Consider the following 25,336-nt stretch of genomic DNA (forward strand, 5'->3'; position numbering starts at 1 on the left):
ATTGGGGTCAATCAAGGGAAAATCGCAATTTAGAGAGGAGAACCGAGGAATAATCAGGCTTGTCGTTGCGATAACGAAGGCGCTCACGCCAGGGCGATTTCAACTCACCGTGACCCGCCGGAATCGCCGCCAAAAGACGTCGGCCTCATCCTGCATGATCGCATGACGAGACACGCCGCCCGCGCAATGCCGAATCCCAGCCGGAATGCCCTATCCCGCAGCGCAGCGTAGCATCCTGGACAAGTGTTTCACCCGCGTGGCACCCTGTCGCGGACCGTTCGCGAAGAGGATGAAATCGTGCGTGCCCTGCTTTGGCCTGGCGGCGCTTGCAAGCCAATCCGGCCCAATCGGCGGCGCACCATGATCGGCGGCGCAGCATGAATGGCGACAGCGCGCTGGATGAAATGGCCGACGGTTCGGGGCACGCCAAGCCCCACTGGCGGTCCCTTCTCTCCACCATGTTCGCGCTCGGCCATGAAACCCTGGCACAACGCGCGCACCTGCTGGACCAGGCGTTCGCCGAGGAAGGCATCACCGCGATCCTGCCCGGAGAGCGTGCCGTCAACTGGCGTTGCGACCCGATCCCGCTGCTGCTGTCGGCCAGCGAATTCTCCGCCCTGGAAACCGGTCTGGCACAGCGCGCCCGGCTGATGGAACTGATCCTCGCCGACCTGTACGGTCCGCAGGCGCTGATGGCCGAGGGCCTGATCCCGCCCGACGTGGTCTACGGCAATCCCGCCTTCCTGCGCCCCTGCCGTACCGTCGATGGCCGCCGCCGCGACCGCTATCTGTCCTTCTATGCCGCCGACATGCTGCGCGGCCCGGATGGCGCCTGGCGGGTGATGGCGGACCGGACCGGCCAGGCGCAAGGCCTCGCCTACGCCCTGGAAAACCGCCGCATGCTGTCCCGCATCGTGCCGGAACTGTTCCAGTCCCAGCGCATCCAGCACCTGCGGCAGTATCTGGAGATCACCAGCGAAGCGTTGCAGGCACTCGCCCCCGACGATGGCGCCGCCGTCGCGCTGTTGAGCGGCGGCCACGCCGACCCGCTGTGGTTTGAGCACGTGCTGCTGGCGCGCGAGTTGTCCATTGGCCTGGTGGAAGCAGGCGATCTGACGCTGCGCAACGGCCAGGTGTTCCTGAAGACGCTGCGTGGCCTGCAACGGATCGGCGTGCTGCTGCGCCGCGAGGAAGGCCACCGGGTCGATTCACTGGAACTCTCCGCCGGCGCCGGCATCCCCGGCCTGCTCGACGCGATCCGCGGCGGCTCCGTCCGCATGGTCAACGATCCTGGGTCCGGCCTCGCTGAGGCGCCGGCGCTGACCGCATTCCTGCCCGCCCTCGCCCGCCGCCTGCTCGGCGAAGACCTCCGGCTCGCCAGCCAGGCCACCCTCTGGCTTGGCGAAGGCGCCGTCGTGCGCACCGTGCTGCGCGACCTGGAAGGCTGGGTGGTCAGGCGCGCGACCGACGGCGATGCGCCGCCCATCGTGCCGATGCAACTGTCAACTGCGGATCGGGCGGAACTGGCCGTTCGGATGGAGGCCGACCCCGCATCGTTCGCCGCATCGGTTGCCCCCACGCCGTCCGTTGCCCCGTGCGCCGGCGCGCACGGCCTGGAGGCCCGGCCGATCGCCCTGCGCATGTTCATGACCTTCGACGGCACGCGCTGGCGGGCATTCCCCGGCGGCCTTGCCCGGGCGCTGTCGGAGGAAGACGCGCTGGCCGGTCGCCTGCCACGCAACGCGCTGTCCAAGGACGTCTGGGTCATGGCGGACGAGACCAGCACCGTGCAGGGCGCGCTGGGGCTGCTGACCCCGACGCTGGCGATCCGCCGCACCTCCGGCGACCTGCCGTCACGCGTCGCCGACAATTTCTACTGGCTGGGCCGCTATCTGGAGCGTCTGGAAGAAGCCGCGCGCCTGCAGCGGGCGATGATCACGCGGATCCTGCGTCCGTCCCCCACCGCGCGGGAGATCGCCGAGATGCAGGTCCTGGTGGCCAGCCTGGCCAAGGCCAAGATGATGGAGGCCGAGGACGCCAGCGTGCTGGGCGCCGGCATGCTGGCCGCATCGGTGATGCGTGCGTTCCGCCACGACGGCGGCATGCGCCGCGTCCTCGCCCATGTCGCCCGCCAGGTCCAGCAACTGCGCGACCGCCTGACCGGTGAGATGCACACGGTCCTGACCCGGTCGTTGCGCATTCTGGGCGAGAACATGAAGCGCCTGCCGCCTGACTCGAACGTGCGGTCGCTGGAATACGCGTCGAACCTGACCACGGAGATCCTTGAATTCGCCGCCACCGTCGCCGGACTGGCGGCGGAGAACATGGTCCGCGGCGGTGGCCGCCTGTTCCTGGACTTCGGCCGGCGCATGGAACGCGCCCAGTCAATCACCGGAGAACTGGCGCAGGTTCTGGACCAGCCCGGCGCCTTGACGCAGCCGGGCCGGGTGGAAGCCGGCCTGCGTCTGGCGCTGGAACTGCGGGATTCCGTCATCACCTACCGCGCTCGCTACCTGGCGGTGTTGCAGCCCGCCCCGGCGCTTGACCTGATCCTGGCCGACGAAGGCAACCCGCGCGGTCTGGCCTTCCAACTGACCACCGCGCGGGAGTTGCTACGCGAGATCGTCGAGGACGGCGATTCCCTGCTGATGTCCATGGAACCGCTGCTGCAGGAATCACGCGGTATCGTGCAGGAAGTATTGCGCTCGCCGGACCAGATGGCCACCACAGCCCGCCTGCCGGCGCAACTGAGAAAGCTGGAGCAAGCGATCGGCGCCGTGGCGGATCGGGTATCCCGGCGCTACTTCACCCTTCTGCCGGTCGCCCGCAGCCTGGGCATGGACAGCGAACCGCTGCGCGGCGCGGCATGACAGAACGACGGTCGACGCGGGGCCACTGAAAACAAAGAGCTAGTGTCGAACCGCCAGGACGATGCGATTGGTGTTCGTACCGCCGCGATTGTTGTTAACGCCCCAGCAATTCGCGGTTTTCGTGAATGCCTGCTGATTGACCATGACCCCAAGAAGATCGAACGGCAGGCCCTCGATCGCCGCCGAGACATGGCGTTCCAGCAAAACCTTGCCGCCACGGACCTCACCGACCTCGAACGCCACGAACCCGCCGGGCCGCACCACACGGGCGAATTCGCCGAAGCTCCGCCGGACGAACGCTTCCCAGGCAGCAATGTCGCGGTGCTTATCGATCCGCACGCTGGCCGGGTCGATGCCGGCGAACCAGCAGCGCAACCAGTTGTCGCCCTCGTAATCCACCACGTCGAGGAACGGCGGCGACGTGACGATCAGATCTACCGACGCATCAGCCAGGTTCGGCGTCCGATCGGCCGGCCCGGTCAGCAGAATCGCCGGCGGATGCGGCGGCGGCGCTCCGTCCGACAGCAGGCTGCGTGTCTTCTTCAGGATGATCGCCTTCACATCGCGCGGCGGAGGCACCTGGCCGCGCGCCCCGTTGATCTTGCGCTGGGACACGGCGGAGACAGCCTGATTCGGCGGCATCGTGTAGACCGAGAAGAAGCCCGGTGAGTGCCCGGTCAACCGGTTGATCGCCACCATCCGGATCCAGGCGTCCGCCGCATCCAACTTGTCGCCGCGGTTCAACAGCCAGGCCCGCAGGGCGCTGATCCGGCGCAGCGTGTCGGGATGGTAGAACGCCAGCAAGTCAGCCTCGGCCGGGTCGGCGACCGCCTTCGACAGATCGATTTCCGTCAGCCTGGCGTCGATTGCACCGATGGACGGCGGATCGAGCCGGGGTGCGCACAACATCGCACTCAACGGATTGACGTCATTCGCCGCCGGCGCTCGGCCCATCAGCGCCGCCTGCACCGCAGTAGTCCCCCGGCCGGAGAACGGGTCGAACACGCGATCGCCCGGTCCGGTCAGCCGGTCGATGAAAAACGCCGGAAGCTGAGACTTGAAGCAGGCGCGGTAGCTGATCTCGTGGATGCTGTGCCCGCGGCGCTGCCCGGCCGTCCAGAACGCATTGACGAAGTAATGGAGGCCGGCCTCCTCGACCTCCACGGTGGGCATGCCGTCGAGGGTGAAACGGCGCAACACATCGGTAAAACCCTGCGCCGGTGGGATATTGTCGACCGGTAACGTCTCGATCACTGCAGAAATGGGTTGCTCGCCTTTTCGGCGCCGATGGTCGAGCCGGGTCCGTGCCCGCACAGGAACGTCATGTCGTCGCCCAGCGGCAGCAGCTTGGTCTTGATCGCACCGATCAGCGCCGCATGGTCGCCATAGGCGAAGTCGGTGCGCCCGACCGAACCCTGGAACAGGACGTCGCCCACCAGCATGAACCGCGCCGCCGCGTTGACGAACACCAGCGATCCCGGGGTGTGGCCGGGGCAATGCAGAATGTCGAAGCTATGCGGCCCCAGCGTCAGCGTCTCACCCTCGGCCAGCCAACGATCAGGGGTGACATTGCTGGCGTCGAACCCATAAGCGGCCGCCTGCTCAGCAATCTTCTCCAGCAGGAACGCATCGCGGCGATCAGGCCCTTCCACCGGAACGGGGACGCCCGCCCGAGCGCTCAGCATGGCCCGCAGACCGGCCGCACCGCCGGCATGATCCAGATGGCCATGAGTCAGCACGATCTTTTCGATATTCGCACCCGTCTGCTCGATGGCTTCCAGAATTCGGGGCACGTCGCCACCGGGATCGACCACCATGCCCGCCTTGCTGTCGTTATCCCACAAGATCGCGCAGTTCTGCTGGAACGGCGTGACCGGGACGATCGCGCCGCGCAGCCGGGGTTTGGCGGTCTCACTCACGTCAATGCAGCTTCGGCGATTTCAGGAAACTGGCGCGGTCCGCCGACCGGACGGACACCCGTTTGGGCGAACCATCACGCTCGATCCGCAACCGCACCTCGGCGCCGGCGCTCCCGGACGACCACACACGGCGCCACAAACCCCCGAGGTCGGGGATTTCCTCGTCGTTCACCGTCATGATCTTGTCGCCGGCACGCACGCCCGCCTGCTCCGCCGGGCCATTGTCGGCAAGGCCGCCGACAATCAGCGTCTCATCCGATTCGGTGGCATACATACCAAGCCAGGGGCGAGCGGGCCGGTTCACCCGGCCATAGCTCAGCAGGTCGTCCATGATCGGCGCCAGCAGGCCGATCGGCACGACCATATTCATGTCCAGGCGCCGTCCCTTCCCGTCGCCCTGCTGCAGGATCAGCGAGCCGATCCCCATCAGCTTGCCGTCGGTGCCGATCAGGCCGCAGCCACCCCAGAACGGATGCGCCGGCGCGGTAAACAGCGCGTCGTCCAGCACATACTCCCAGTAGCCGGCGAATTCCTGCCGGCCGACGATGCGGGTCTCGATGGCATGGTGACGGCCGCCGCCGGCCGCCAGAACCGCCTGGTCGCCGACCTTCAGCCGATCCGAATCACCCATATCCAGCGTCGGCACGTCCAGCTTGCCCAGCGCCTGCACCAAACCGAAGCCGCTTTCCTGGTCGTAGGCCAAAGCGTGGCCCGGCACCGCCTGGCCGTCGGCCGAGGTGATCCACAGGGTCTCCGCCTCGGTGACCAGGTAGCCGATCGTCGCAATTAGGCCGGTGTTCCGGATCATCACGCCGCTGCCGGCGCGTTCTGTGCCCAGCGTGTTGGCGGTGAACGCGTCCGCCGGGACATAGGTTTTCAGGCTGACCACAGCCTTCAACGCCCGTTCGAGGTCGAACGAGTAGTCGCTGGGGTCGGGCTGCAAATTGGACGGGATTTCCCAGTCTTCTTTCTTCATGCCTCGACGTCTTCCCTGGTTCGGGCGGCCCTTCGGTGGCGTATCGGTCATAATCTGATTATATCGGACGTTTTGCCGCGGGCGACAATGCCGACGGCCAGAAATGACGCGTTATCGAGCGGACGCGGCCTGGCGATTGGCCGCCAATTCATCGGCCGAAAGCTGAAAACCGGCGATGATGCCATAGGTGGCACCTGACATATCCTTGGAAACCGGCAGATCAAGGTTGATTTCCGGACTTGTGAAGGTGAGTTGCTCGACATTCGGTGGAAATGTGACATGCAGCGGAAACACCTGCTTGTCGCGAACCGAATCGCCCTGGGTCACCGCCAGGAACACCGGAACGTCCGCTTCGCGGCCCTTCATCGCAGGGCCGCGCCGGATAGAGATGGTCACTGTCACCTTGCCGGCCACCAACGACGACTTGTCACCCGCCTGACAGCTACCGTTCACCGCGACCACACGGCCCTGCAGGACCAGATCTGTGACATCGTGCGTCGGTCCGGGTCCGGCATAGCGGGTTACGTCCGCCAACGCCGGGATCAAACGGGCGGACGGGCACAGCGGGGCAAATTCGTTGATGCCGGGACCACAGCCGAACAGCGGCAGCAGCACGACTGGAACGCACAGGCGGACGGCAAAACGTAAGCGAGAGGACATCAAAAACTCCGCGAGGCCGGAAAGACGTCCGGCGACTCCCGTTGGGGGGCACGCCATTGTGCAGCCCGCCAACGGGATGAGCAATGCGGGTTGTGCGTCATGGCCTTCGTCCGGGCCATGACGGGTGCCGGACTACAGCGTGGCGCGCAGGTACTGCTTCGGCACCTCGGGCTTCACCCCCAGCGCCTTGGCCGCTCGTAACGGCCACCCCGGATCGGCCAGCAGCGCCCGAGCCAGTAGCACCACATCGGCTCGGCCGTTAGCGACGATCTCCGCCGCGTGGGTGGGTTCGGTGATCATGCCGACCGCGCCGGTGGCGATACCCGCCTGGTTGCGGATCGCGTCGGCGAAGGGAACCTGATAGCCGGGATGCAGCGACGGGATTTTCTGCTCATGCGACACCCCGCCGGAGGAGCAGTCGATCAGGTCGACCTGACCGGTGGCGGCCAGCTTGCGGGACACCGCGATAGTATCCTCGATCGTCAGGCCGCCCTGCACCCAGTCGGAACAGGACAGGCGCACCCAAAGCGGCAGGTCCGACGGCCATTCGCCGCGCACCGCCTCGATCACTTCCAGCAGGAAGCGGGAGCGGCCTTCCAAATCACCGCCATAGGAGTCGTTGCGGTGGTTGGAGACAGGGGACAGGAAGGAGTGCCCCAGATAGCCATGCGCGGCATGGATTTCGGCGATCTTGAACCCGGCCTCCCGAGCCATGCGGGCGGTGGCGGCGAACTGGCCGATGACGTCGCCGATTTCCCCCGCCGACAGCGCATGCGGTTGGGTCGCGCCAGGAACCGACGGCAGTGCGCTCGGGGCCACCGGGACCCAGCCGCCGTCCTCCACCGGGATCGGCTTGCCGCCTTCCCAAGGCACCTGCGAGGACGCCTTGCGCCCCGCATGGGCGATCTGAATGCCCGGAACCGATCCGCATTGCGTGATCACGGCCGCCAGCCGCGCCAGCAGCGCCTGATGGTCCGGCGTATACAGCCCGAGACAATGCGGCGTGATGCGGCCGATGGCGGAGACATGCGTCGCCTCGGTAAAGACGATCCCCGCCCCGCCGGCGGCCTTGGAACCCAAGGTCTGGACATGCCAGTCGTCGCCGAGGCCGTCATTGGCGCTGTACTGGCACATCGGCGAGACGACGATACGGTTGCGGGCAGTCACCGATCGGAAGCTGATCGGCTGGAAAAGCAGCGGCGTTGACATGCGTGGAGGTATCCCGATGGTGGAGCGGACCCGGGACATCCGGGTCTCGGGCGCGGATGCGTTGGCGGTGGATATAAGGTATCGCGGCGGATGCGTAAGCGGGGGATCTGACCGATGAACATTCTCTCCATCCAGTCCTGGGTAGCCTACGGCCATGTCGGCAACGCCAGCGCGGTGTTTCCGCTCCAGCGCCTGGGTGCCGAGGTGTGGGCGATCAACACCGTCCAGTTCTCCAACCACACGGGATACGGCGACTGGAAAGGCGAGGTCTATTCCGGCCAATCGGTGCGAGACCTCCTGGACGGGATCGCCGCTCGCGATGCATTGGCCCGCTGCGATGCGGTGCTGTCGGGTTATGTGGGCGGGGCTGATATCGGCGATGCGATCCTGCATGCGGTCGCCAGCGTGCGGCTAGCCAACCCAGCGGCACTATATTGCTGCGATCCGGTCATCGGCGACACCGACACCGGCGTCTATGTCCGGCCGGGGATCGAGGAATTCCTGCGCTCGCGCGCCCTGCCCGCCTCCGACATCGCGACCCCGAACCGGTTCGAGATCGAGCGGCTGACCGGGCTGGATTGCTCGACATTGTCGGGAACCAAACAGGCGGTTCTGCGGCTGCGGTCGATGTTGCGTTCGGACGGGCCGGCCTGCGTGCTGCTGACCAGCCTGGAAACCGAGGACACACCGCCCGGGTCCATCGATATGATGGTGTCTGAGGGTGGGGCGTTTCATGTGCTGCGGACGCCTCGACTGGGGGTGACGGTGAACGGTGCGGGCGATGCGATCGCGGCGCTTTTCCTGTTCCACCGGCTGCGGACGGGCAGCGCGGTGGCGGCGTTGGAAGCGGCCGGGTCCTCGGTTTTCGGGTTGCTGCGGCGAACCGAAGAAGCCGGATCACGGGAGATTCTGACGGTCGCGGCGCAGGATGAATTCGTGACGCCGACCCGGGTGTTTCGGGCGGTGACGTGTTGAGCCGGAGGTCGTTCAACCACTCGCCCATGACGTCAGTGGGCGCTTCCACCCGCCTGAACGACACACGGGCCCTCAAAAGATGGCGCGCCCTGGTGGATTCGAACCACCGGCCCACAGCTTAGAAGATTTTTGGTTATTCAATTTTTTCAGTATACTTGTTCCATAATCCGTGCGCCGAAATACGGCTGTTGGCCGTGGAAGGGAACGGGTTCTGGCACAAGTATATTCCCCACATGGGGGTAGACCAATCGCGCTGACGTCGTGGAACAGGCCAGCGAACATCATCGAAAGCGTAGGATGCGTGGCTTCCTTGCTGGGGGCGGAGTGATACCACGGAATCCGCGCCACATCCACTCGTCACCGTGCAGGGGCTTTACGCCGAGTGTGCGCGCATAAAGTCTCCGCATCGCGGCAATTCGGGTTTCCACCTGCGGCTTGAGGCCCCTTTCCCCGACGATGTGCTCATACTCCAGGGGAAACGGCTTGAGCAGCATCAGGGCTGCCTGCGTCGGTCCGCGCCGCTCCCAACGCCGGGTGATCAGGGCGCGCACCGACGTCGCCCAGGCGCTGTTACGAGCGTGTTCCAACGCCACCCACATACGAGAGAACTCAAGCAGAAGACCGTACTGGGACACACGGTCGACCGGCCATCCGGCGAGCAGCGCCGTGGCGAACGCGGAGGTTTCGCCGGAATAGCCGTCGCAGTGCTCAAAGAACTCGACATCGTCCAGGAAAGAAGGAACGGCAACCTCGCGGAACCTTACCAAGCCAACCGCCAGCCCGTCATGCACCAAGTAGCCCGTCACTTCCCGCATTCGAGTTGGGGCATCGTCACATGCTCCGAGTGTCAGATCTACCCAACGTCCGGCTTCCCAAAACATATCAAGGCGCCCAGTGACGATATGGCGCCGCCTGGTGACGGACAGATGAAATGAGGCAAGCGCCTCAGCGACATCTGGTGGCGGCTGGGAGCGTTCGCTACGAGGGCGAATCCCAATTTGTTGGTTGCCTTCCAATCGCATGGACGTCTCCACGCTGTGACTTGGCGGCACGCTGCCACGGGGCGAACCATCTCCTCAAGAAAGCAGCCCTTCTGGCAGAGAGGCACGGCTACGCCCGTGCCGCATAAAAGCCGTGCCGCATGTCTCGACAGAGATGCGACGCGCGGGGTTTATGCCGCCGAGCTGGTGGAGCGCGGCTCTATAGGAGGCGGCGGTAAACCCTTCCGCCGGGTCGCATTCGATCCAGGCCAATCCCTCGCCCGGCTGCTCGTCGTCAAGCATAACGTGACGCGACCAGTCGTGCGCCGCGAGCCAAGCCCAGATCTCATCGGACTTGTCGCCGCGGCCGAGCGAAGGAAAGCCACGACTGCGGAGCGCGTCAATCGCCGTACAACCCTGCTCCAACGATCCCATTTTACAGCCTCCGGCTCCGCCACCTTATCTCACCCAAGGCCAGCCTAGTGGTCAATTGTGGCGCCTGCCGCAGGACCGGTAGCCTTGACCCTGTCGATCTGCTGGCGGCCAGAGGTCCTGACATGGGCGTCCGATATCTGGAACCTGGGCTCAAGTGTGAGGGCTGCGGGAGGAAAGGTTGGGCCAACGTAAGAGTGGAGTGGCTGTAGGCGCTGCGGCACCGTAAGATCATCCCGTGAATAGAGAGAATCGGGGGCACTTGGATACCGCACACACCATTGGTGCGCGGGCGGCGGCTGGCTCGAGCTATGCTGTGCCGAACGTCATGCGCCATGGCTTCGACCCAGAGGTCATGGCCCTTCTCGGCCTGAGCCGCTTTGACGGCATCGGATTCAAGACGCTGCGGCGCCTTGGCGGACGCGACGACATCCGGCGACTCCTCGAGTTGCGGGACGCTCTCGAATTCGATCGGGCCATTTCGAACGCTGGCGGCAAGTTCTCTCTCGTTGCGGCGGGGGGTGACTGGTCTGCTCTGAGGCATAATATCTGGCGGCGCGCGACGGAACTCGCTAGCGAACTTGCCGCGCTCAATGTCGGATGTCTTTTCGAAGGTGATCGGAATTATCCCCAAGCCCTCCTCGACATCCCGGCCCGCTCTCGTCCGCACTGGATTTTCTATCGCGGTGACTTGTCGCTTCTGGACCAGGCATGCCTGACGATCGTCGGGACGCGCGAGCCAAGCGACGGTGGTGAATTCCTTGCCCGCTATGCCGTCGGCTGCGCGCGCGTACTCGGTGCGCCGGTCATCAGCGGATTGGCGCGCGGGATCGACAAGGTGGTCCATGAGTGGTGCCTCAAGCTGCGCCTGCCAACCGTCAGCGTCATGGGCACCGGCATCCTGAGTATCTATCCTGCCAAACACGCCGGGCTCGGAGACGAGATCCTGAAAGCGGGCGGCTTGCTCCTCTCCGAATATCTGCCCGACCAAGGAGTCTCGGCGGAGAATTTTGTCCAGCGCAATCGGCTTCAGGCGGCGCTTGGGCGTGCCGTCATTCCGGCCGAATGGGCGAGCAAGTCGGGAACGGCTCATACGGTGCGCTTTGCGCGTGACCTCGAGCGCCCCGTTTTCAGCATTTCGCTATCTGGCGTGCTCAGGACTCCGGATGCAGGCGAAGGCGACAAGCATTTCTCATTGCCGCACGATCACGAGGCCTTCATGCAGTCGCTCAACATGGCGACGGAAGTTGGGAGGCCTGCTGCGCCAGAACCCACTCAGTACGGATTTACCTTCGGAGACGCGCAGTAGTGCCGCTCAAGCTCATTCTGGTCTCGCCGGACAAAACGGTCTTCGCGGATGGCAAGGGCCGATCCGAGGTCATCAAAGACCTCATCACGTTCATTCAACGCATGGCGGCAAAGAAGGTGCAGGTCGCGTTATGGTCCCGGCACCGGTGGACGTTGGACGGAGAAGCGCTGGACGCGTACCTGTCTAGCCGGTCAGGCGTCACCATCCGCCACTTCGTCGCCGCCGAGGGTAAACTGAAGGCGCGGCAGTATGGCGGATCGGTGGATCCAATCCTGGCCGAACTCGGAATAGAGCGCCACGAGACCATCCTGCTCGGCGCGGGGGATACCGATTTCAAAGCAGGCGTGAACAATGGCCTGCTGCTCATCCGCCCCGCCTGGTACGAGGATCAGATCGAATATGGGTTTCGGGTGAGTTCGATCGGGCGGCTGGCGCGCTTCTGCGAGGTCTTTGGGCTACGCGAGCATCCCATCTACTGGTTCGTGGATGATGACCCTCTTCGTGTCATAAGCATGGGCCCCTTCAGCACCTACATCGAAGCCTTCGCCGGATTCGGCGCGAATGCTCGGAGCGTCGCAAAGGACAACGTGGGCGATGCTCGGTTCTGGTTCCTGATGATCGTGTCGTCGCTCTACTTCTCTGGCGTAGCTCACGTTACCGACTACATCTGCCCGTTCCCGGGCCACGACCCCAGCGTCACTGGAACCACGAGGGCGCTGCTCGACAACACTATGTCGCTTTTTGGCAAGTGCTTTCGTAAGCCATATCTACCCGACCTCATCGTCCGTCACACCAAGTCGCTCAAAAGCCAAAAACTGACCGCGTCAACGCGCACGTTTACCAATCACCTGAACAGTATCCACCTGAACCGTTACCCTCGGAGCTACGACAACGACGAGCCGCGCAAGAGCGCGCTGCCGCTCAGGAGCAAGACTGTGTTGGTTGTCGATGACTTTCTGACGCACGGCCGCAGCCTTGATACCGCACGCGCCTTTATCAACGCAGCCGGTGGCAAGGCACTACTGTTTGCGTGGCTCAAGACAATCAACACGTCCTATCTGCGTATGAGCCCCGACCCAAAGTTAATGCCATTTCAGCCAAATACCATCAGCAGCGAACCCGCCAGCGTCGCCTACGGATATCACCCGCACGTCGCGGACCCAGACGCGCCACAGGAAATCAATCAGGTGTTTGATGCCTACCGGCAATGGACTTGGCCCTAGCGGATAGTGGTTACAAACCGGAGCACCGCGGGCGCGGCGGCGAGTGGACGAATATCGCTGACGACGTCGAGGCGTATAGGGGCAGACCAGGCGTAAGCTGCCTGCTAGATGTCCTGGACCGCAGTGCTGGCGTTCGGGCCATGCAGGCCTGCAGACGGATTAGGCGACTGTCCGCCCTCGGTCAGGTGGCGGTCCGGGTGTTGGGCTTCGACTTCCGCGATCTGGAGCGGACGATCCAGCGTGAGGTCTACGGGAGGCGGAGGTTGACTACGGTCCGCTTGAAGGGGGTCTGAGTTGAGCTTAACCTCTCGCGGCAAGGGCCCAGCGAGCGATTCTGGAGAGGACGGGGTGGCGGAAGCGTCGTTGGGTTTGGAGGGGGGGATATTGCGTTCATCATCCGGCTTCGGCCCCTCAGCGAGGGTTGGCGCGTCTTCAGGCAGGTTCTTAGGTCCCTTTGGTGTACCGCCGTTCGCTGTGGAAACCAGCGCAAGGGGAGGAGTAGCCCCTGTATTTGGCAGTTGAGATGGAAATGGCAGCCTGGGATTTGAGTGACCCGGCCGAGTCCTAGCCATCGAAATGATCCGACCTGCCAGCGGATCGTCCCGGCAGGCGTCGCACCACGTTTCGAATGAGAGAAGCGGTACAGTCTTGCCGTCCGGCCCCTTGCTCTTGCCGTTGTCGAAGGTATGAAACGCGGTCACTGGCACCCCGTAATCGGTTGCCAAGGCCAGCGCGCTGGCGAGATGGATCGCATCGGGCGTCCCAACCTCGCGCCTGCTCCCCTGCTTAACGAACGACAACCCCCGGATTTGCGCGGCCAATGCTGTAACGTTCGGGTCAGCGCCGACCGGGATGATGCTGCCTTGGTAGTCCTCGAGGAATTCGCTGAACGACCCGTATTCGGCGCTCTTCAGCCGATTGGCGGGAATTTCAGCAATGGTGACCGTCGATGTGTAGATGGCACATAGGCCGCTGCGGCACTCGTCCAGGAACTGCTGGACATGTTCGACGTACGGCCCGTGCTTGTCCTGCTCGTTGTTCAAATGCGCGATGAACACACAGGCGTCCCAGTAATAGTGCGGAATCGACACCACCTAGTTCCAGTCCTCCGCCGGATCCGGTTCCGGAATGTCGAAGGCGCCGCGCCAGCGCGCTAGGTTCCCCTCGCCCTGCGATTTGACCGGCTTGACCGAAATGATCTCGAGCCGCTCTGGCAGTCCCGAGGCGCCCCCATAATGTGCCCGACCATAGGCCACGACGCGGCGCTTGAGCGCGAGCCGGATGTCGGGCATCTCAAGCGCGCTGACTGTGCATTCGATCTGCTTGCCGCCCGCCGACAGGACCAGGATGCCTTTCCACAGATCCCCGCGGAGGTCGACCTCCTCCAATTTGCCGTCGAACGAGCCGTAAGCGACGCCAGTGAACCGAACGTCTCGCCCCTCGCGCCGGGCCTCCATCTCAAGGACCAAGGAGCGGGCCCGCTTCGCTAGCGCCTCATCGAGCCGGATGACATTGCCTGTGGTGGACTTAAGTTCGGCGAACGCGAACGAATGGCCGCTGCCGTGGTTCATCGCCGCAATCTCACGCACCACTGGTAGTGGCAGTTGGCGTGCGCTGGGGCGGTTGTCGAAAACGGCCTGCACCGCATCTTCGAAGAATTCCATGCCAGAGCCCGGAGACGGACCGAGGACATAGACTTGCTCGCGAACGCTGGCCGTTGCTGTGTTCTTGCGTAGATCGGTCAGCAGCAGCTTGTGGCGGCGCCGCCCATTGACCGCCTTATCCGACAGCCGGATACCCTTTAGGAACGCCGTCAATTTCCGGGCGAACACCTCACCATCGACCTCGTGGTTGTATTCCTCGAGGCCGTGTAGCGTCAGCGTTAGCTCCCGTCGGTCGTCCATCTTGGCTTTTCGCCCGTTGCAATACCCACACTAAGCGCATGAGCGGCGGACGCGCCAGCCCCCCCCTTTTCCGATCGCATCGATAGCCTGCTAGAAGGGGGACAAGGATTCTCCAAGGATATCTCCGCACATGCCCGCCTCCGACATGCTGAAGCTCCCGCTAACCGGCAGCCATCTGTTCTACGGCGACAACCTGCAAATCCTCCGCACGCATATCCCTGAGGAGAGCGTGGACCTAGTGTATCTGGATCCGCCGTTCAACTCAAACGCCACCTACGGCGTCCTTTTCAAAGAGCCGTCCGGTCAGCAGTCACAGGCGCAGATTGAGGCTTTCGAGGACACGTGGCAATGGAACCTGGTCGCGGAGGCGGCATTCGACCAGGTCATGGAGAGCGGAAATACCGACGCCGCCGAAATGTTGCGTTCGATCCGGGTCTGCCTCAAGGATAACGACATGATGGCGTACCTAGCCATGATGTCGGTGCGGATGCTCGAACTGCACCGCGTTCTCAAGCCAACCGGCACCATCTATCTGCACTGTGACCCAACGGCGAGCCACTACCTCAAGATCCTAATGGATGCCGTATTCGGAGCAGATCGCTTCATGGCTGAAATTATCTGGCAGCGAACCAACTCGCGGGGCACGACCGGACGGTGGCCGCGGCTTCACGATGTAATCCTGAGCTATAGCAAAACCGACGAATTCAAATTCCAGCCGCTTCGGGTTAAGGCCGACAGCCGAAAGATGCCTCATACCCTCATCACCGGTTCCGACGGCAAAAAATACCAGACGTTCGAGATGACCGCGCCAGGAGCCACAAAGGACGGTGACAGCGGCAAGCCGTGGCGAGGTCATGATCCCAACAAATACGGACGCCACTGGGCCAACAACCACGCCACGATGGAGGAATGGGCTTTGGCGGGCGAGGTTCATTTCCCGCCAAAGGATGGGTTCCCCCGCCGGAAGGATACGGTGCCATTCGACCCCGAGTTACGCCAGGTTGTGGTGGGTGACGTCTGGACGGACATTGACCGGTTAAATCAGACCGCACGCGAACGGCTTGGCTACCCCACCCAGAAGCCGGTCGCACTCCTTGAGCGCATCATCGCGGCGAGCAGCGGGCCGGGGTCTGTCATCCTAGATCCGTTCTGCGGCTGTGGGACGACGGTCCATGCCGCCCAAAAGCTCGGCCGCAAGTGGATCGGCAATCGACGTGACGCACTTGGCGATATCGCTGATCGAAAAGCGTCTCAAGGATGCCTTTCCCGCTGTTTCATATATCGTTCATGGCACCCCCAAGGACCTCGGCAGTGCCCAGGCTCTAGCGACTGCCGACAAATATCAGTTCCAGTGGTGGGCCGTGTCCCTGGTCGACGCCATCCCGTTCGGCGGCAAAAAGAAGAGGGCGGACGGCGGCATCGACGGCATCATCTACTTCAAGCCGGACGGCAAGACGACCGAACGTGTCCTGGTATCCGTGAAGGGTGGTGCGAATGTCGGCGTCAGCATGCTGAAGGACCTGATTACGACGGTATCCCATGAGAAGGCTAAGATTGGCGTCTTCATTACCCTGGCGCCGCCGACGAAGCCAATGCTTGTGGAGGCGGCGAAAGCTGGGTTTTACGAGCCGCCGCACCATCCGAAGGTGCCAAAAACCCAGATCCTGACGGTCGCTCAGCTTTTCGATGGCCATAAGCCGCAAATACCGATGGTCACCTCGGTATTCAAGAAGGCGGGGAAGGAGCAGGACCCGCAACCCGCTCTCCTCTGATTACCACCGCCTCTCTCTCACATCCGGCATCCCGAGCAGTGCCCCACACGGTAGACCGCCCCCAATCGTGGGGAAGAGACTGCATCCCCGAGACCTTTTCCGCTGCTCCGATTTTTGCGCTCGCCTTGGAGAACGTCTCGGCCGCCCTTTCCGCCTCTGCGCTGGCTTGCCGCAGATCAAGAATCGAGGGCCGGGAGTCATCATCGTTCATGCTGCGCATCGTAGCGGCCCCAATACACCCAGGCCACTCCCCATGGCCCCTCGACGGTCAGTCCTGCCCGTAAACATCTTTTCTTTGCCGATCTGAATAATTGCAAAGAATTAATGTCCCGATGGTGACGGAAACCTAGCGATCAAGGCCGCCTCGATCATACCTTGAATCATAGAGTGATTTCGGAGCCACCCTTATGCAACTCATTTTTGAACCCGCCCGCGCTCGTTGGGAAGCAATCACGAAATTTGGTGAGGCCGCCGTCGAGGTCGCCAAGGCCGCCGGGTTCCGGTGGGACCGCAATGTTGTGCGTTGGCAGTCGGTTGATGCGCTGGCCGCCCTGAGGCTGCGCGAGTTCGCTGATGCTGCCACGCAAGCCAAGCTCAATGCCGCTGTCGAGGTCGCCAAGGCCGCCAAAGAGGCGAAGGCCCTAGCCGCCGCGGAAGCCGTCGCGGCGAGCCGGGCAACAGATGCCGCAATCGAATTGCCGATTGCTGAGGGCCGGTCGTTTCTGCCCTACCAAAGGGCAGGAATTCAATACGCGCTCGGACGGCCGAACGTATTGTTTGGTGACGACATGGGGCTCGGGAAAACCGCTCAGGCCATCGGCATTGTCAACGCGGATGAGAGCCTGCGGAAAATTCTGGTCGTCTGCCCGGCTTCGTTGGCGAGGAACTGGGTTCGGGAGTTCGGCTTCTTCGGCAGCCGCGCGCTGACAATCGGGATTGCAACGACGAAATCGGTTCCGGACACAGAAATTGTTGTGGCTACCTACGATATCTTCAGCCGGAAAACAGTGGCATCCCAGGCAATCCTGGCGATTGTATGGGATGCCTTGGTCCTGGACGAAGCGCACTACCTAAAGTCGCGCGATGCCGCGCGCACCCAAGTGATCCTCGGTGGCGGAAAAGAGCGCCATCCGGGCATCCGCGTTAGCAAGCGTAGGATTTACCTCACCGGCACCCCGATCACCAACAGACCCATCGAGCTCTGGCCGCTATTGCGTTCGCTGGCGCCCGCAGAATTCGGCGACATGATTGCCTACGCAAAACGCTACTGCGACGCGACCCGTGGCCGTTTTGGCTGGGATTTCTCTGGTTCCAGCAAGCTGGATGAGCTCCAAGACCGCCTGCGCGCGACGATCATGGTTCGCCGCCTGAAGAAGGACGTGTTGACCGAACTCCCGGCCAAGCGCCGCCAAATCATTGAACTGGCCGCCGACACACCCGCACTCCGTGCCGTCCTCAAGCTCGAAGCCGAGACCGAGAAGCGCACCGAAGGCGAAGTAACCCGCCTGCGCGCCGCTGTTGCTGCGGCTTCAGCCGACCCGGACGCATACAAGGCGGCCGTTCTCGCACTGCGCGCCGGACAGCAGGTCGCGTTCACTGAAATGAGCCGGTTGCGCCACGAAACGGCGGTCGCTAAGGCACCAGTCGTCGCCGCTCATGTCCGCGATGCCGTCGAGGCTGGTGGCAAAATCATCGTTTTCGCGCACCACCAGGATGTTGTGGATCACCTCCGCACCGCGCTGGCTGACCTTGGTGTGGTGTCCATCACCGGCGATACAGCTTCCAATAAGCGTCAGGCCATCGTCGACCAGTTTCAGACCGACGACAAAATCCGCGTGTTCATCGGCAACATCCAAGCTGCCGGTGTCGGCATCACATTAACGGCCAGCGCGCATGTTGTTTTCGCTGAGCTCGACTGGGTCCCAGGCAACCTGAGCCAGGCCGAAGATCGGGCGCACCGCCTCGGCCAGCGGAACGCAGTTCTTGTTCAGCATCTTGTTTTGGAGGGCAGCGTTGACGCTCGGATGGCCGTGACCGTGACCAGCAAACAGGCCGTAATCGACGCCGCCCTCGACACCATCGAAGATCCCATCGAACGCGAGGCCCGGATCGCCTCCGTGCAAGCGCAGTTCGACGCCGAAGTTGACGCGGCGCTGGCTGAGGTCAAGGTTCAGGAAGCCGAAGCAGCGGAACGCGAAGCGCGCCGGGCCGAGGATCGGGCGGTCGTTGCTGAAATTCGGGCGGCTTACGAGGCCGAGCGGGCGGCTGAACGTGGATCCAGGATTGCGGCGAGCATCGCCAGCGCGGCCGCCGGGCTCGGCGATGTTCGGGGGCCGACCGACGAGCAAACGCTGGCAATCCACACGTGCCTGCAGGCGCTGGCGGAGCTGGACCCGGACGGCGCCACCGAGATCAACGGCCAGGGCTTCAGTAAAGTGGACAGCTACCACGGACGCTACCTCGCCCGCCTGCCGGTGCTCTCGGAGGTCGATGCTATCGTCGGCCGCGAACTCGTTCGCCGGTATCAGCGTCAACTCGATGCCGAACCGGTCGCGCGGGCGTTGGGCGAGCCGGTGCGTGAGCGTCCGGTAGCACGGGAGCAGACTCCCCAGGTAGCCGATAGCATCGAAGGAATTTCCGTCACCACCGTTACAGATTTCCCGGCAACGCCCGAAACCGCCGCCAACGACGATCAGCCGGTCGCCGAGGAACCGCAGCCGGTCTCCGAGGCAGTGGTCAAGCGCGGCCGCGGTAGGCCAACCAAAGCCAGCTTGGGAGAGGTCGCGTTGTCCCAGGTTGAGCGGAACCGGCTCTATCGGAAATCCAAGAAGCTGGTCGCCGTCGAGGTCCCCGGCAGCCTCGCAGAACGGCTCCGTGCCGCCAGGGACACCCGCGGTCTGACTACGGAACAGCTTCTGGCGGCTGCCCTGGACGCTCTCGAGGCGGCGAAAATGGATCGGCAGGCGGCATGAAGTCACCATGGGGCCATCGGCTTTGGTCCCCATGGGCAAAAAGGGCAGTTGGCTTGGAGATGGAGATGACGATGCCTGAAGAGAACAAGTGGTCGGCCCCGGCTGAGCATCCGGATATCACGCTCGCAAGCATTGCAGCAGTCGCATGGGTCGTAGACGTTGTCTGCTATCAGTATTCTTCCGAAGTATCTGAAGAAGATTTTAATGTCTTCAAGCGCTTATCGCGGAAGCCGCTGACCGCGGGGGAGGCTCTGGACTGCCAGGGGCGCATCCGGCGGTATCGCAACCCAGTTCTTGAGACCCTCGCGCCGTCGCTCATGTCGCTAGCAATGGGCGAGCCTGCGCCGTATTGGGACGACCACAATATACGCGCGCCCGATGAAAACAGGATTAGAGAGATCAAGGGCGTTCCGGTGTTCTATTCTGTAACGGCTTTGTTGCAGGCCCTGAAAAGCCAGCAGCTACCATTGCAGGGGGGCGGTTATAAAACACAGCGGGATGTTTTTCGGTGGCACTCAGAAGGACAGCGCAAGAAAATTCTTAAAGGAAAACTAACACGTCTTGTAGATGGTGAAACTTACGCAGACAACCGTTACGTCTATTCTCTGCACAAGGGGCGGGAATCGTGTGGGTATTTGGCTGCGCGGCTATTAGCTAAGGCGGCGATTGAGACCGTTATCAGATCGAGAGAAATTGGGGGGCGCCAGGTGTCGACTTCGGACGCTGAGCTAGCCCGGCTGACTGGGCTGCCCGTCACGGAGATCAGGTCTGGATTCGAGAGCCCCGCATTCAGTGTCTTTTTAGAGCAACTCAGCCCAGGGGAACGTGACAGGGCTGAGAACGGGGAAATGGTTTTTCTCAGTGATCGCAATGACAAAGTCGCACGCGACTGCCGCCTAGAAGGTCTGTGGCTCTACGAACTGTTCACGGGGCCGCGTGGCGCTGCTTACCTCGCAACGCGAATAGTCCGCGAACCGGGGGTCGCCGACATCACTCTAGACCCCGCTCCGGCCGCCCCCGCTCCAGCCGATCCTCCGGAGGTTGAGGCGTCCGGTCCGGAAACGGCGGCCGAACCGGCTCAAGAGATTTCCGTCAACATGGGGACGGAAATCGGAGAGGCCTCCGGTGAGCCTACGGGCCAGCAGTCAAACTTAGAGCCGACCGAACCTGCACACCGCGGCCGTGGCCGCCCGCCCAATGGCACGACGGCGATGAGCAAGGCGGAGCGCAACAAAAAATGGCGCAAAGACAATCGCATTGTGGCCATTGAGGTCCCGCAAGCCCTCGTTGATCGTCTCAGGCACCTGCGGAAACGGCACGGCGGCTCGACGGCGGAACTGCTCGCGACGGCCTTGAATGCCCTGGAACGCCTGAGTTAAATTGCGTTAGGTCAGCCGTCACACCCATTGACGATTGTGCGGCGTGATATCTACTCTCGTGACAGGGGCAACCTTTGCCTCCCCACTGTGAGCCGACGCCGTCGCTGCAATCCTGCGGCGGGTGTTGTGTCCGCGTGCAGAGAGGTACCCTTCCAGGCGAGGATCGTTTCCTAAGGCGATCTGCCCCGCTCCGACCTTCAGCCCGCGCTTCTGAACCCCCGCGGCCCGCGCTCTGGGGGTTTTGCTTTGCCCTTCTCTCAGGAGACGACCGTGCGGAATCAGCCTTCACCATTGGAGAACTTGGCCCGCCTTGCGCCTCTGACTGACAAGGCCCGTGCGGGCTTGCGTCGCGCGACTCCGGCGGACGCCGCGGCTGTCCACGATCTCACACGAGCGGCTTATGCCCAATGGGTGCCGGTCATTGGCCGGGAGCCGAGGCCGATGACCGCCGACTACGGCGTTGCGGTTCGCGACCACATGGTGGACCTGCTGCATCTTGACGGCGAACTAGCGGCGCTGATCGAGATGCGGCCCGAAGTTGACCACCTTCTCATCGTAAATGTAGCAGTATCGCCCGCCCACCAGGGCCAAGGATATGGCCGCGCCCTTCTAGTTCACGCAGAAGAACTCACCCGTTCACTCGGATTAGAGGAGGTACGTCTCTACACGAATGGTAGCTTTACCAACAACGTGAAACTCTACAAGAGCGTCGGATACCGAATTGACCGCAAGGAGGTTCATCCACAACTCGGCGCGGCCGTGTATATGAGCAAGCGCCTCCTCCCGGTCTCACCGCCTCCCCTAACTGAAGCTATCCGTGCAGGCTTGCGTCGTGCGACTCCGGCGGACGCCGCGGCTGTCCGCGATCTCACGCGGGCAGCTTATGCCCAGTGGGTGCCGGTCCTCGGCCGAGAGGCAAAGCCGATGACCGCCGACTACGACGTTGCGGTTCACGACCACATCGTGGACATGCTGTATGTGGACGGGGAACTGGCGGCTCTGATCGAGATGTACCCCGAAACCGACCACTTACTCATCGTGAACGTTGCGGTGTCGCCCGCCTGCCAAGGCCACGGATATGGCCGTGCCCTTCTGGCACACGCAGAAGAATTCACCCGCTCGCTCGGTCTGGGGGAGATGCGCCTCTACACAAGCAACCAACTAACCGGAAACGTGAAGCTCTATGAACGGGTGGGCTACAAGGTGGACCGGGAGGAGGAAGCCGCTCCGCATCTCGGTGTCTTTGTGTACATGAGCAAGCGTCTTGTTTGACCGCCTCATAGGCGCCGTTTGGCTTTGGGAAGCGGAACCGATCGTGAGGAACCCGCAATGGTCGGCCGTGGCTGCGCCCTCTTTCACCTTCCGAGCGGATGCCCACCCGCGAACGAAAATCCCTGCGAAGCACGCTAACGGCCGGGCCTCGGCCTCGCCGAACCACACTGGCGCGCGGTCGCCGAACGTTCCGTTGTCGGGCTCCGTAAACGATGTGAAAGGCACAGCTGACACCGGCTTTCGATCCCCAGAACCGCGCAACAGGCGTTGCTCGAGCGGACATGGCGCTCGCCCTTTGGCATGCTGCGCTTCTCGGCCCAGCGCCGACTTGGAGGACACCGGTGGGAGATGATACCGGCCCTGACCATCCTGACTCGATGAGCATCAGCCCTTCTGATGAAGGTAGATGCGGGGCGGCGCCCCGAGGACGCGCTTGAACATTGCGGTGAACGCGGCTGGATTGTTGTAGCCGAGGTCGACAGCGACCACGGTGACAGGTTCACCTGCCAACAGACGAGGCAAGGCATTTATAAGACAGGCCTGCTGGCGCCAAGCCATGAATGTTAAACCGGTCTCGTTCCGGAACAGCCGCGTGAAGGCGCGGCGGCTCATTCCAAGAAGATCACTCCACTCCTCGATCGTCTCATGCACCATCGGCTTCAGGAGAAATTGTTGACAGCACTCGGCGAGGCGTTGATGCATCGGGAATGGCAGAGAGAGCGGCAGCGCCGGTAGTCGCCGCATCTCGTGCTGAATAAGCGCCATCAATGCTCCAGCACGACTGCTCGGATCGTATTCCGAGGGAAGATCCAGAACTTCGTCTATCAGGCTCCGCATGAGCCTCGATACAGAAACGATTTGGCACTGCCCAGGCATGTCGGTGACCATATCCGGTTCCAGATAAAGACTATAGAGAGTGACTGCGCCAATCATGCGCACATCGTGCATGATGCCCGCCGGTATCCACATCCCGCGTTGCGGGGGCATCACCCAGGAATGCTGCGGCGTCGCAAGCGCCAGCGCCCCCGAGGCGCTGAAGATCAACTGGCAGCGCCGGTGCTGGTGGGGCGCGATCACGTGACCGTCCGGGAACTCTTCACCCACCGCGATCAATGGACGGATATAGGTCATCGACGGCCCCCACAAAAAGCACCCAAGGTGATGGCCCACTCTCGTAAGAATTAGGCCTGATTGCGGTGGCAGGCCTGATCTACTGTCTATAGTCTGAATTTCTGTCACGCACAAGATACCTTTGTGTGGACTAGCTCTCCAGTAATCAGGAAGGTTCGTTCCTTTGAGTCATGCCATTATTGACCGGCGCGAGACCGGCAGAATCGCGTTGCCGATCCTTAGCGCGATCAGCTTCTGCCACCTGCTAAACGACATGATGCAGTCGCTCCTGGCCGCAAGCTATCCCATTCTCAAAGGCGGGTTCAATCTCAGCTTCGCGCAGATTGGCTTTCTGACGTTAATCTATCAAATCACGGCCTCTCTGCTGCAGCCCCTCATTGGTCTCTACACAGATCGCAAGCCACTGCCCTACTCGCTGCCTTTCGGGATGGGCGCGTCCATGACCGGACTCGCCACATTGGCATTCGCGCCGACCTTCGCCGTGCTATTAATTGGCGCGGTGATGTTGGGTCTCGGCTCGTCCATTTTCCACCCGGAGGCATCTCGCATAGCACGGTTGGCTTCCGGTAATTCGAGGGGGCTGGCGCAATCGGTATTTCAGGTTGGCGGCAACTTTGGTTCATCGCTGGCGCCGCTCATAGTGGCGTTCTTTATCCTTCCCCGCGGCCGAAGTAGCCTCAGCTGGCTCGCACTCTTGGCTCTGGGCGGCGTCATCATTCTGACGGGGCTGGGACATTGGTGTAAAAGCAACTCTCATGCTCGCCCATCGGACCGGGGCATGAACGTCAAGCATTTCAACCTGCTCGGCACCGGAGCAGGGAGGGCAATGGCAATATTGATTGTGCTAATTTTTTCGAAGTTCGTTTACGTGGCAAGCTTCGCGAGCTTCTATATATTTTACTTGATGGACCGCTTTGGTCTGCCGACACAAACGGCACAAATCTACTACTTTATCTTCGTGGTCTCTGGCGCGATTGGTACGATCATCGGCGGTCCGATAGGCGACAAGATTGGACGCAAGTCCGTCATATGGGCATCTATTTTGGGTGTTCTGCCTTTCACTCTACTTGTACCCTATGTCGGACTAACGGCGACGGTAACCCTTAGTATACTAATCGCGCTGATCATGTCCTCGGCCTTCCCGGCAATTGTGGTTTATGCGCAAGATCTCATGCCAGGCCGGGTCGGTATGGTCTCCGGTTTGTTCTTTGGATTGGCCTTCGGTATCGGCGGCATAAGTGCGGCGGGACTGGGTGTATTGGCGGACCACATGGGGATCGAGTTCGTGTACCGTGTCTGCTCGTTCCTGCCATTGGTCGGTTTACTCGCGGGCTTCCTTCCGAATATCAGCGACGCCGCGCGGAAACTCGCATGACAGACACAGGTATTCCGGGTGCGCGAGAATGCGAAGTGGCTCTCCGCCGGTTACAGCCGCCACCTAGAAATCGATGCTATGTTACCGCAGTTTTCACGGGCCACGCATTTGCAGCTTCTGTTCCCACCCGGTTCAGCGCCTACCTCGCAAGGTGCGCTGTCCCAGCAGTATCTAAAGCAAGTGACATCGACTTTACTTGTTCGACCCGCGACCAGCCGACGTGGGGTCCGCACAAATCTAGCCCGCCTTATTCATCGCATGGCAGGGATTCGCTGGCGGATGTAGCGTAAGCATCTGATTTGAAGCAGATATTTGAGTGTCGAAGCCAATTACACCGAATCGGAAGCTGCTTGGCTGGCAAGGTCATCAAGATTGCGCACGGTGATGCCGTGATTGCGCAACGCGTCGATCACGGGTGCCATCTGGCTCTGAACGTTCGTCAGGTGGGCGTGAAGATCGTTGATTTCCCGATTACGCCCGACGAGAAGAGCGCCAATGGCAGCCCACTGCGCGAATGCCGAAAATGTGGCGCAATACCTATCCCGACACCGGAAGGTAAGCGCGGTGACCTACCCGACACTCTTCACCTGTGTCGACCTGGCGCGGCTCCGCGACAATATGAGCGGCACCGGTGGCCCACTCCTGCAGTTCGAGCTGGCGGACGGACTTGCAGCAGGTCGACGTTTCGTTGAAGCACTCCAGCTCATCTATCACGTGTCGAACATCGGTGACGCCAGGACGTTGGCGACACATCCTGCGTCCACCACCTACGCATCGGTCAGTCCCGAGGCCCGCCGAGCCGCCGGGGTCAACGACGGTACTATCCGGCTTTCCGTCGGGATCGAACACATTGAGTACATCTTGGCGGATCTCGAACAGGCGCCAACCCATGCATGAAGGGTCTATAGCACGTAACGCGGGGAGCCCGCCCGTGATCGGGATCGTCTCTGAGTCTTGTTGAGTTGCGAATAGTTCGCA

General features: G+C 62.4%; 20 protein-coding genes and 1 pseudogene. 11 read left to right on the plus strand and 10 right to left on the minus strand.

The window, feature by feature from the left end:
• The first annotated feature begins 377 nt into the window (after positions 1–377).
• Positions 378–2,870 carry a circularly permuted type 2 ATP-grasp protein gene (locus GSQ89_RS23925; protein WP_158929985.1) on the plus strand — a complete coding sequence of 831 codons (2,493 nt, stop codon included), beginning with the start codon at positions 378–380 and terminating at the stop codon, positions 2,868–2,870.
• 39 nt (positions 2,871–2,909) lie between these two features.
• On the opposite strand, the gene GSQ89_RS23930 is transcribed toward GSQ89_RS23925, so the two are convergent.
• From GSQ89_RS23930 to GSQ89_RS23950, 5 genes are all read right to left on the minus strand, one after another.
• Positions 2,910–4,124, minus strand: a complete 1,215-nt coding sequence (locus tag GSQ89_RS23930) for a DNA methyltransferase (protein ID WP_254073339.1) — start codon at positions 4,122–4,124, stop codon at positions 2,910–2,912.
• The gene (locus GSQ89_RS23935; protein ID WP_158929987.1) at positions 4,121–4,789 is read right to left on the minus strand and encodes an MBL fold metallo-hydrolase; all 669 of its coding nucleotides are present in this window, start codon (positions 4,787–4,789) and stop codon (positions 4,121–4,123) included. The genes GSQ89_RS23930 and GSQ89_RS23935 overlap by 4 nt, the downstream gene beginning before the upstream one ends.
• 1 nt (position 4,790) lies before the next feature.
• Entirely contained in the window at positions 4,791–5,765 is a 975-nt protein-coding gene (locus tag GSQ89_RS23940; RefSeq protein ID WP_158929989.1) for a S1C family serine protease, read from the minus strand.
• 111 nt (positions 5,766–5,876) lie between these two features.
• A complete protein-coding gene (locus tag GSQ89_RS23945; protein WP_158929991.1) occupies positions 5,877–6,425 on the minus strand; it encodes a hypothetical protein in 549 nt (182 codons plus the stop codon).
• A 132-nt stretch (positions 6,426–6,557) separates the two neighbouring features.
• A complete protein-coding gene (locus GSQ89_RS23950; RefSeq protein WP_158929993.1) occupies positions 6,558–7,634 on the minus strand; it encodes an NADH:flavin oxidoreductase/NADH oxidase in 1,077 nt (358 codons plus the stop codon).
• A 114-nt stretch (positions 7,635–7,748) separates the two neighbouring features.
• Between GSQ89_RS23950 and pdxY the strand changes: the two genes are divergently transcribed.
• Entirely contained in the window at positions 7,749–8,609 is an 861-nt protein-coding gene (gene pdxY, locus GSQ89_RS23955; RefSeq protein WP_158929995.1) for a pyridoxal kinase PdxY, read from the plus strand.
• 281 nt (positions 8,610–8,890) lie between these two features.
• Here the strand turns inward: pdxY and GSQ89_RS23960 are convergent, their stop codons facing one another.
• Together GSQ89_RS23960 and GSQ89_RS23965 are read right to left on the minus strand one after the other, a co-directional pair.
• Positions 8,891–9,631, minus strand: a complete 741-nt coding sequence (locus GSQ89_RS23960) for a hypothetical protein (protein WP_158929997.1) — start codon at positions 9,629–9,631, stop codon at positions 8,891–8,893.
• 54 nt (positions 9,632–9,685) lie between these two features.
• Positions 9,686–10,024 carry a hypothetical protein gene (locus tag GSQ89_RS23965; protein WP_158929999.1) on the minus strand — a complete coding sequence of 113 codons (339 nt, stop codon included), beginning with the start codon at positions 10,022–10,024 and terminating at the stop codon, positions 9,686–9,688.
• 259 nt (positions 10,025–10,283) lie between these two features.
• Between GSQ89_RS23965 and GSQ89_RS23970 the strand changes: the two genes are divergently transcribed.
• Positions 10,284–11,330 carry a DNA-processing protein DprA gene (locus GSQ89_RS23970; RefSeq protein WP_158930001.1) on the plus strand — a complete coding sequence of 349 codons (1,047 nt, stop codon included), beginning with the start codon at positions 10,284–10,286 and terminating at the stop codon, positions 11,328–11,330.
• Positions 11,330–12,553, plus strand: a complete 1,224-nt coding sequence (locus GSQ89_RS23975; protein ID WP_158930003.1) for a phosphoribosyltransferase — start codon at positions 11,330–11,332, stop codon at positions 12,551–12,553. Before GSQ89_RS23970 ends, GSQ89_RS23975 begins: the two co-directional genes overlap by 1 nt.
• Positions 12,554–12,657: 104 nt before the next feature.
• On the opposite strand, the gene GSQ89_RS23980 is transcribed toward GSQ89_RS23975, so the two are convergent.
• Both GSQ89_RS23980 and GSQ89_RS23985 read right to left on the minus strand, forming a co-directional pair.
• Complete coding sequence (locus GSQ89_RS23980; protein WP_216856352.1) at positions 12,658–13,647, minus strand: hypothetical protein; 990 nt, start codon at positions 13,645–13,647, stop codon at positions 12,658–12,660.
• Positions 13,648–14,457: a hypothetical protein gene (locus GSQ89_RS23985; protein WP_158930007.1), complete on the minus strand. Its 810-nt coding sequence runs from the start codon at positions 14,455–14,457 to the stop codon at positions 13,648–13,650. It lies immediately after the preceding gene.
• 145 nt (positions 14,458–14,602) lie between these two features.
• On the opposite strand from GSQ89_RS23985, the pseudogene GSQ89_RS23990 reads away from it, so the two are divergent.
• From GSQ89_RS23990 to GSQ89_RS39365, 5 genes and pseudogenes are all read left to right on the plus strand, one after another.
• Positions 14,603–15,604: pseudogene (locus tag GSQ89_RS23990) on the plus strand (DNA methyltransferase); the annotation flags it as partial.
• 25 nt (positions 15,605–15,629) lie between these two features.
• Complete coding sequence (locus GSQ89_RS39360; protein WP_254073346.1) at positions 15,630–16,229, plus strand: restriction endonuclease; 600 nt, start codon at positions 15,630–15,632, stop codon at positions 16,227–16,229.
• A gap of 407 nt (positions 16,230–16,636) precedes the next feature.
• Positions 16,637–19,201, plus strand: coding sequence for a DEAD/DEAH box helicase (locus tag GSQ89_RS23995; RefSeq protein ID WP_158930009.1), 2,565 nt, complete (start codon positions 16,637–16,639; stop codon positions 19,199–19,201).
• A gap of 65 nt (positions 19,202–19,266) precedes the next feature.
• Positions 19,267–20,580 carry a hypothetical protein gene (locus tag GSQ89_RS24000; RefSeq protein WP_158930011.1) on the plus strand — a complete coding sequence of 438 codons (1,314 nt, stop codon included), beginning with the start codon at positions 19,267–19,269 and terminating at the stop codon, positions 20,578–20,580.
• Between the two features lie 441 nt (positions 20,581–21,021).
• On the plus strand, positions 21,022–21,852 hold the full coding sequence (locus tag GSQ89_RS39365) for a GNAT family N-acetyltransferase (RefSeq protein ID WP_254073340.1): 831 nt from the start codon (positions 21,022–21,024) through the stop codon (positions 21,850–21,852).
• Positions 21,853–22,236: 384 nt separating this feature from the next.
• On the opposite strand, the gene GSQ89_RS24010 is transcribed toward GSQ89_RS39365, so the two are convergent.
• Entirely contained in the window at positions 22,237–22,983 is a 747-nt protein-coding gene (locus GSQ89_RS24010) for a helix-turn-helix domain-containing protein (protein WP_158930013.1), read from the minus strand.
• 163 nt (positions 22,984–23,146) lie between these two features.
• Between GSQ89_RS24010 and GSQ89_RS24015 the strand changes: the two genes are divergently transcribed.
• On the plus strand, positions 23,147–24,358 hold the full coding sequence (locus GSQ89_RS24015) for an MFS transporter (protein WP_158930015.1): 1,212 nt from the start codon (positions 23,147–23,149) through the stop codon (positions 24,356–24,358).
• A gap of 495 nt (positions 24,359–24,853) precedes the next feature.
• On the plus strand, positions 24,854–25,255 hold the full coding sequence (locus tag GSQ89_RS24020) for a PLP-dependent transferase (RefSeq protein WP_158930017.1): 402 nt from the start codon (positions 24,854–24,856) through the stop codon (positions 25,253–25,255).
• The last annotated feature ends 81 nt before the right edge of the window (positions 25,256–25,336 follow it).

The sequence above is a fragment of the Acidisphaera sp. S103 genome (assembly GCF_009765975.1).
In the GTDB taxonomy this organism is placed as follows: domain Bacteria; phylum Pseudomonadota; class Alphaproteobacteria; order Acetobacterales; family Acetobacteraceae; genus Rhodopila.

Coding starts and splice junctions, on each gene's coding strand:
- GSQ89_RS24020 (WP_158930017.1), top strand. CDS start 24,854: ATGGCAGCCCACTGCGCGAATGCCGAAAATGTGGCGCAATACCTATCC.
- GSQ89_RS39360 (WP_254073346.1), top strand. CDS start 15,630: ATGCCGCCCAAAAGCTCGGCCGCAAGTGGATCGGCAATCGACGTGACG.
- GSQ89_RS23960 (WP_158929997.1), bottom strand. CDS start 9,631: ATGCGATTGGAAGGCAACCAACAAATTGGGATTCGCCCTCGTAGCGAA.
- GSQ89_RS23945 (WP_158929991.1), bottom strand. CDS start 6,425: ATGTCCTCTCGCTTACGTTTTGCCGTCCGCCTGTGCGTTCCAGTCGTG.
- GSQ89_RS23995 (WP_158930009.1), top strand. CDS start 16,637: ATGCAACTCATTTTTGAACCCGCCCGCGCTCGTTGGGAAGCAATCACG.
- GSQ89_RS23940 (WP_158929989.1), bottom strand. CDS start 5,765: ATGAAGAAAGAAGACTGGGAAATCCCGTCCAATTTGCAGCCCGACCCC.
- GSQ89_RS39365 (WP_254073340.1), top strand. CDS start 21,022: ATGACCGCCGACTACGGCGTTGCGGTTCGCGACCACATGGTGGACCTG.
- GSQ89_RS23950 (WP_158929993.1), bottom strand. CDS start 7,634: ATGTCAACGCCGCTGCTTTTCCAGCCGATCAGCTTCCGATCGGTGACT.
- GSQ89_RS24010 (WP_158930013.1), bottom strand. CDS start 22,983: ATGACCTATATCCGTCCATTGATCGCGGTGGGTGAAGAGTTCCCGGAC.
- GSQ89_RS24000 (WP_158930011.1), top strand. CDS start 19,267: ATGACGATGCCTGAAGAGAACAAGTGGTCGGCCCCGGCTGAGCATCCG.
- GSQ89_RS23985 (WP_158930007.1), bottom strand. CDS start 14,457: ATGGACGACCGACGGGAGCTAACGCTGACGCTACACGGCCTCGAGGAA.
- GSQ89_RS23925 (WP_158929985.1), top strand. CDS start 378: ATGAATGGCGACAGCGCGCTGGATGAAATGGCCGACGGTTCGGGGCAC.
- pdxY (WP_158929995.1), top strand. CDS start 7,749: ATGAACATTCTCTCCATCCAGTCCTGGGTAGCCTACGGCCATGTCGGC.
- GSQ89_RS23965 (WP_158929999.1), bottom strand. CDS start 10,024: ATGGGATCGTTGGAGCAGGGTTGTACGGCGATTGACGCGCTCCGCAGT.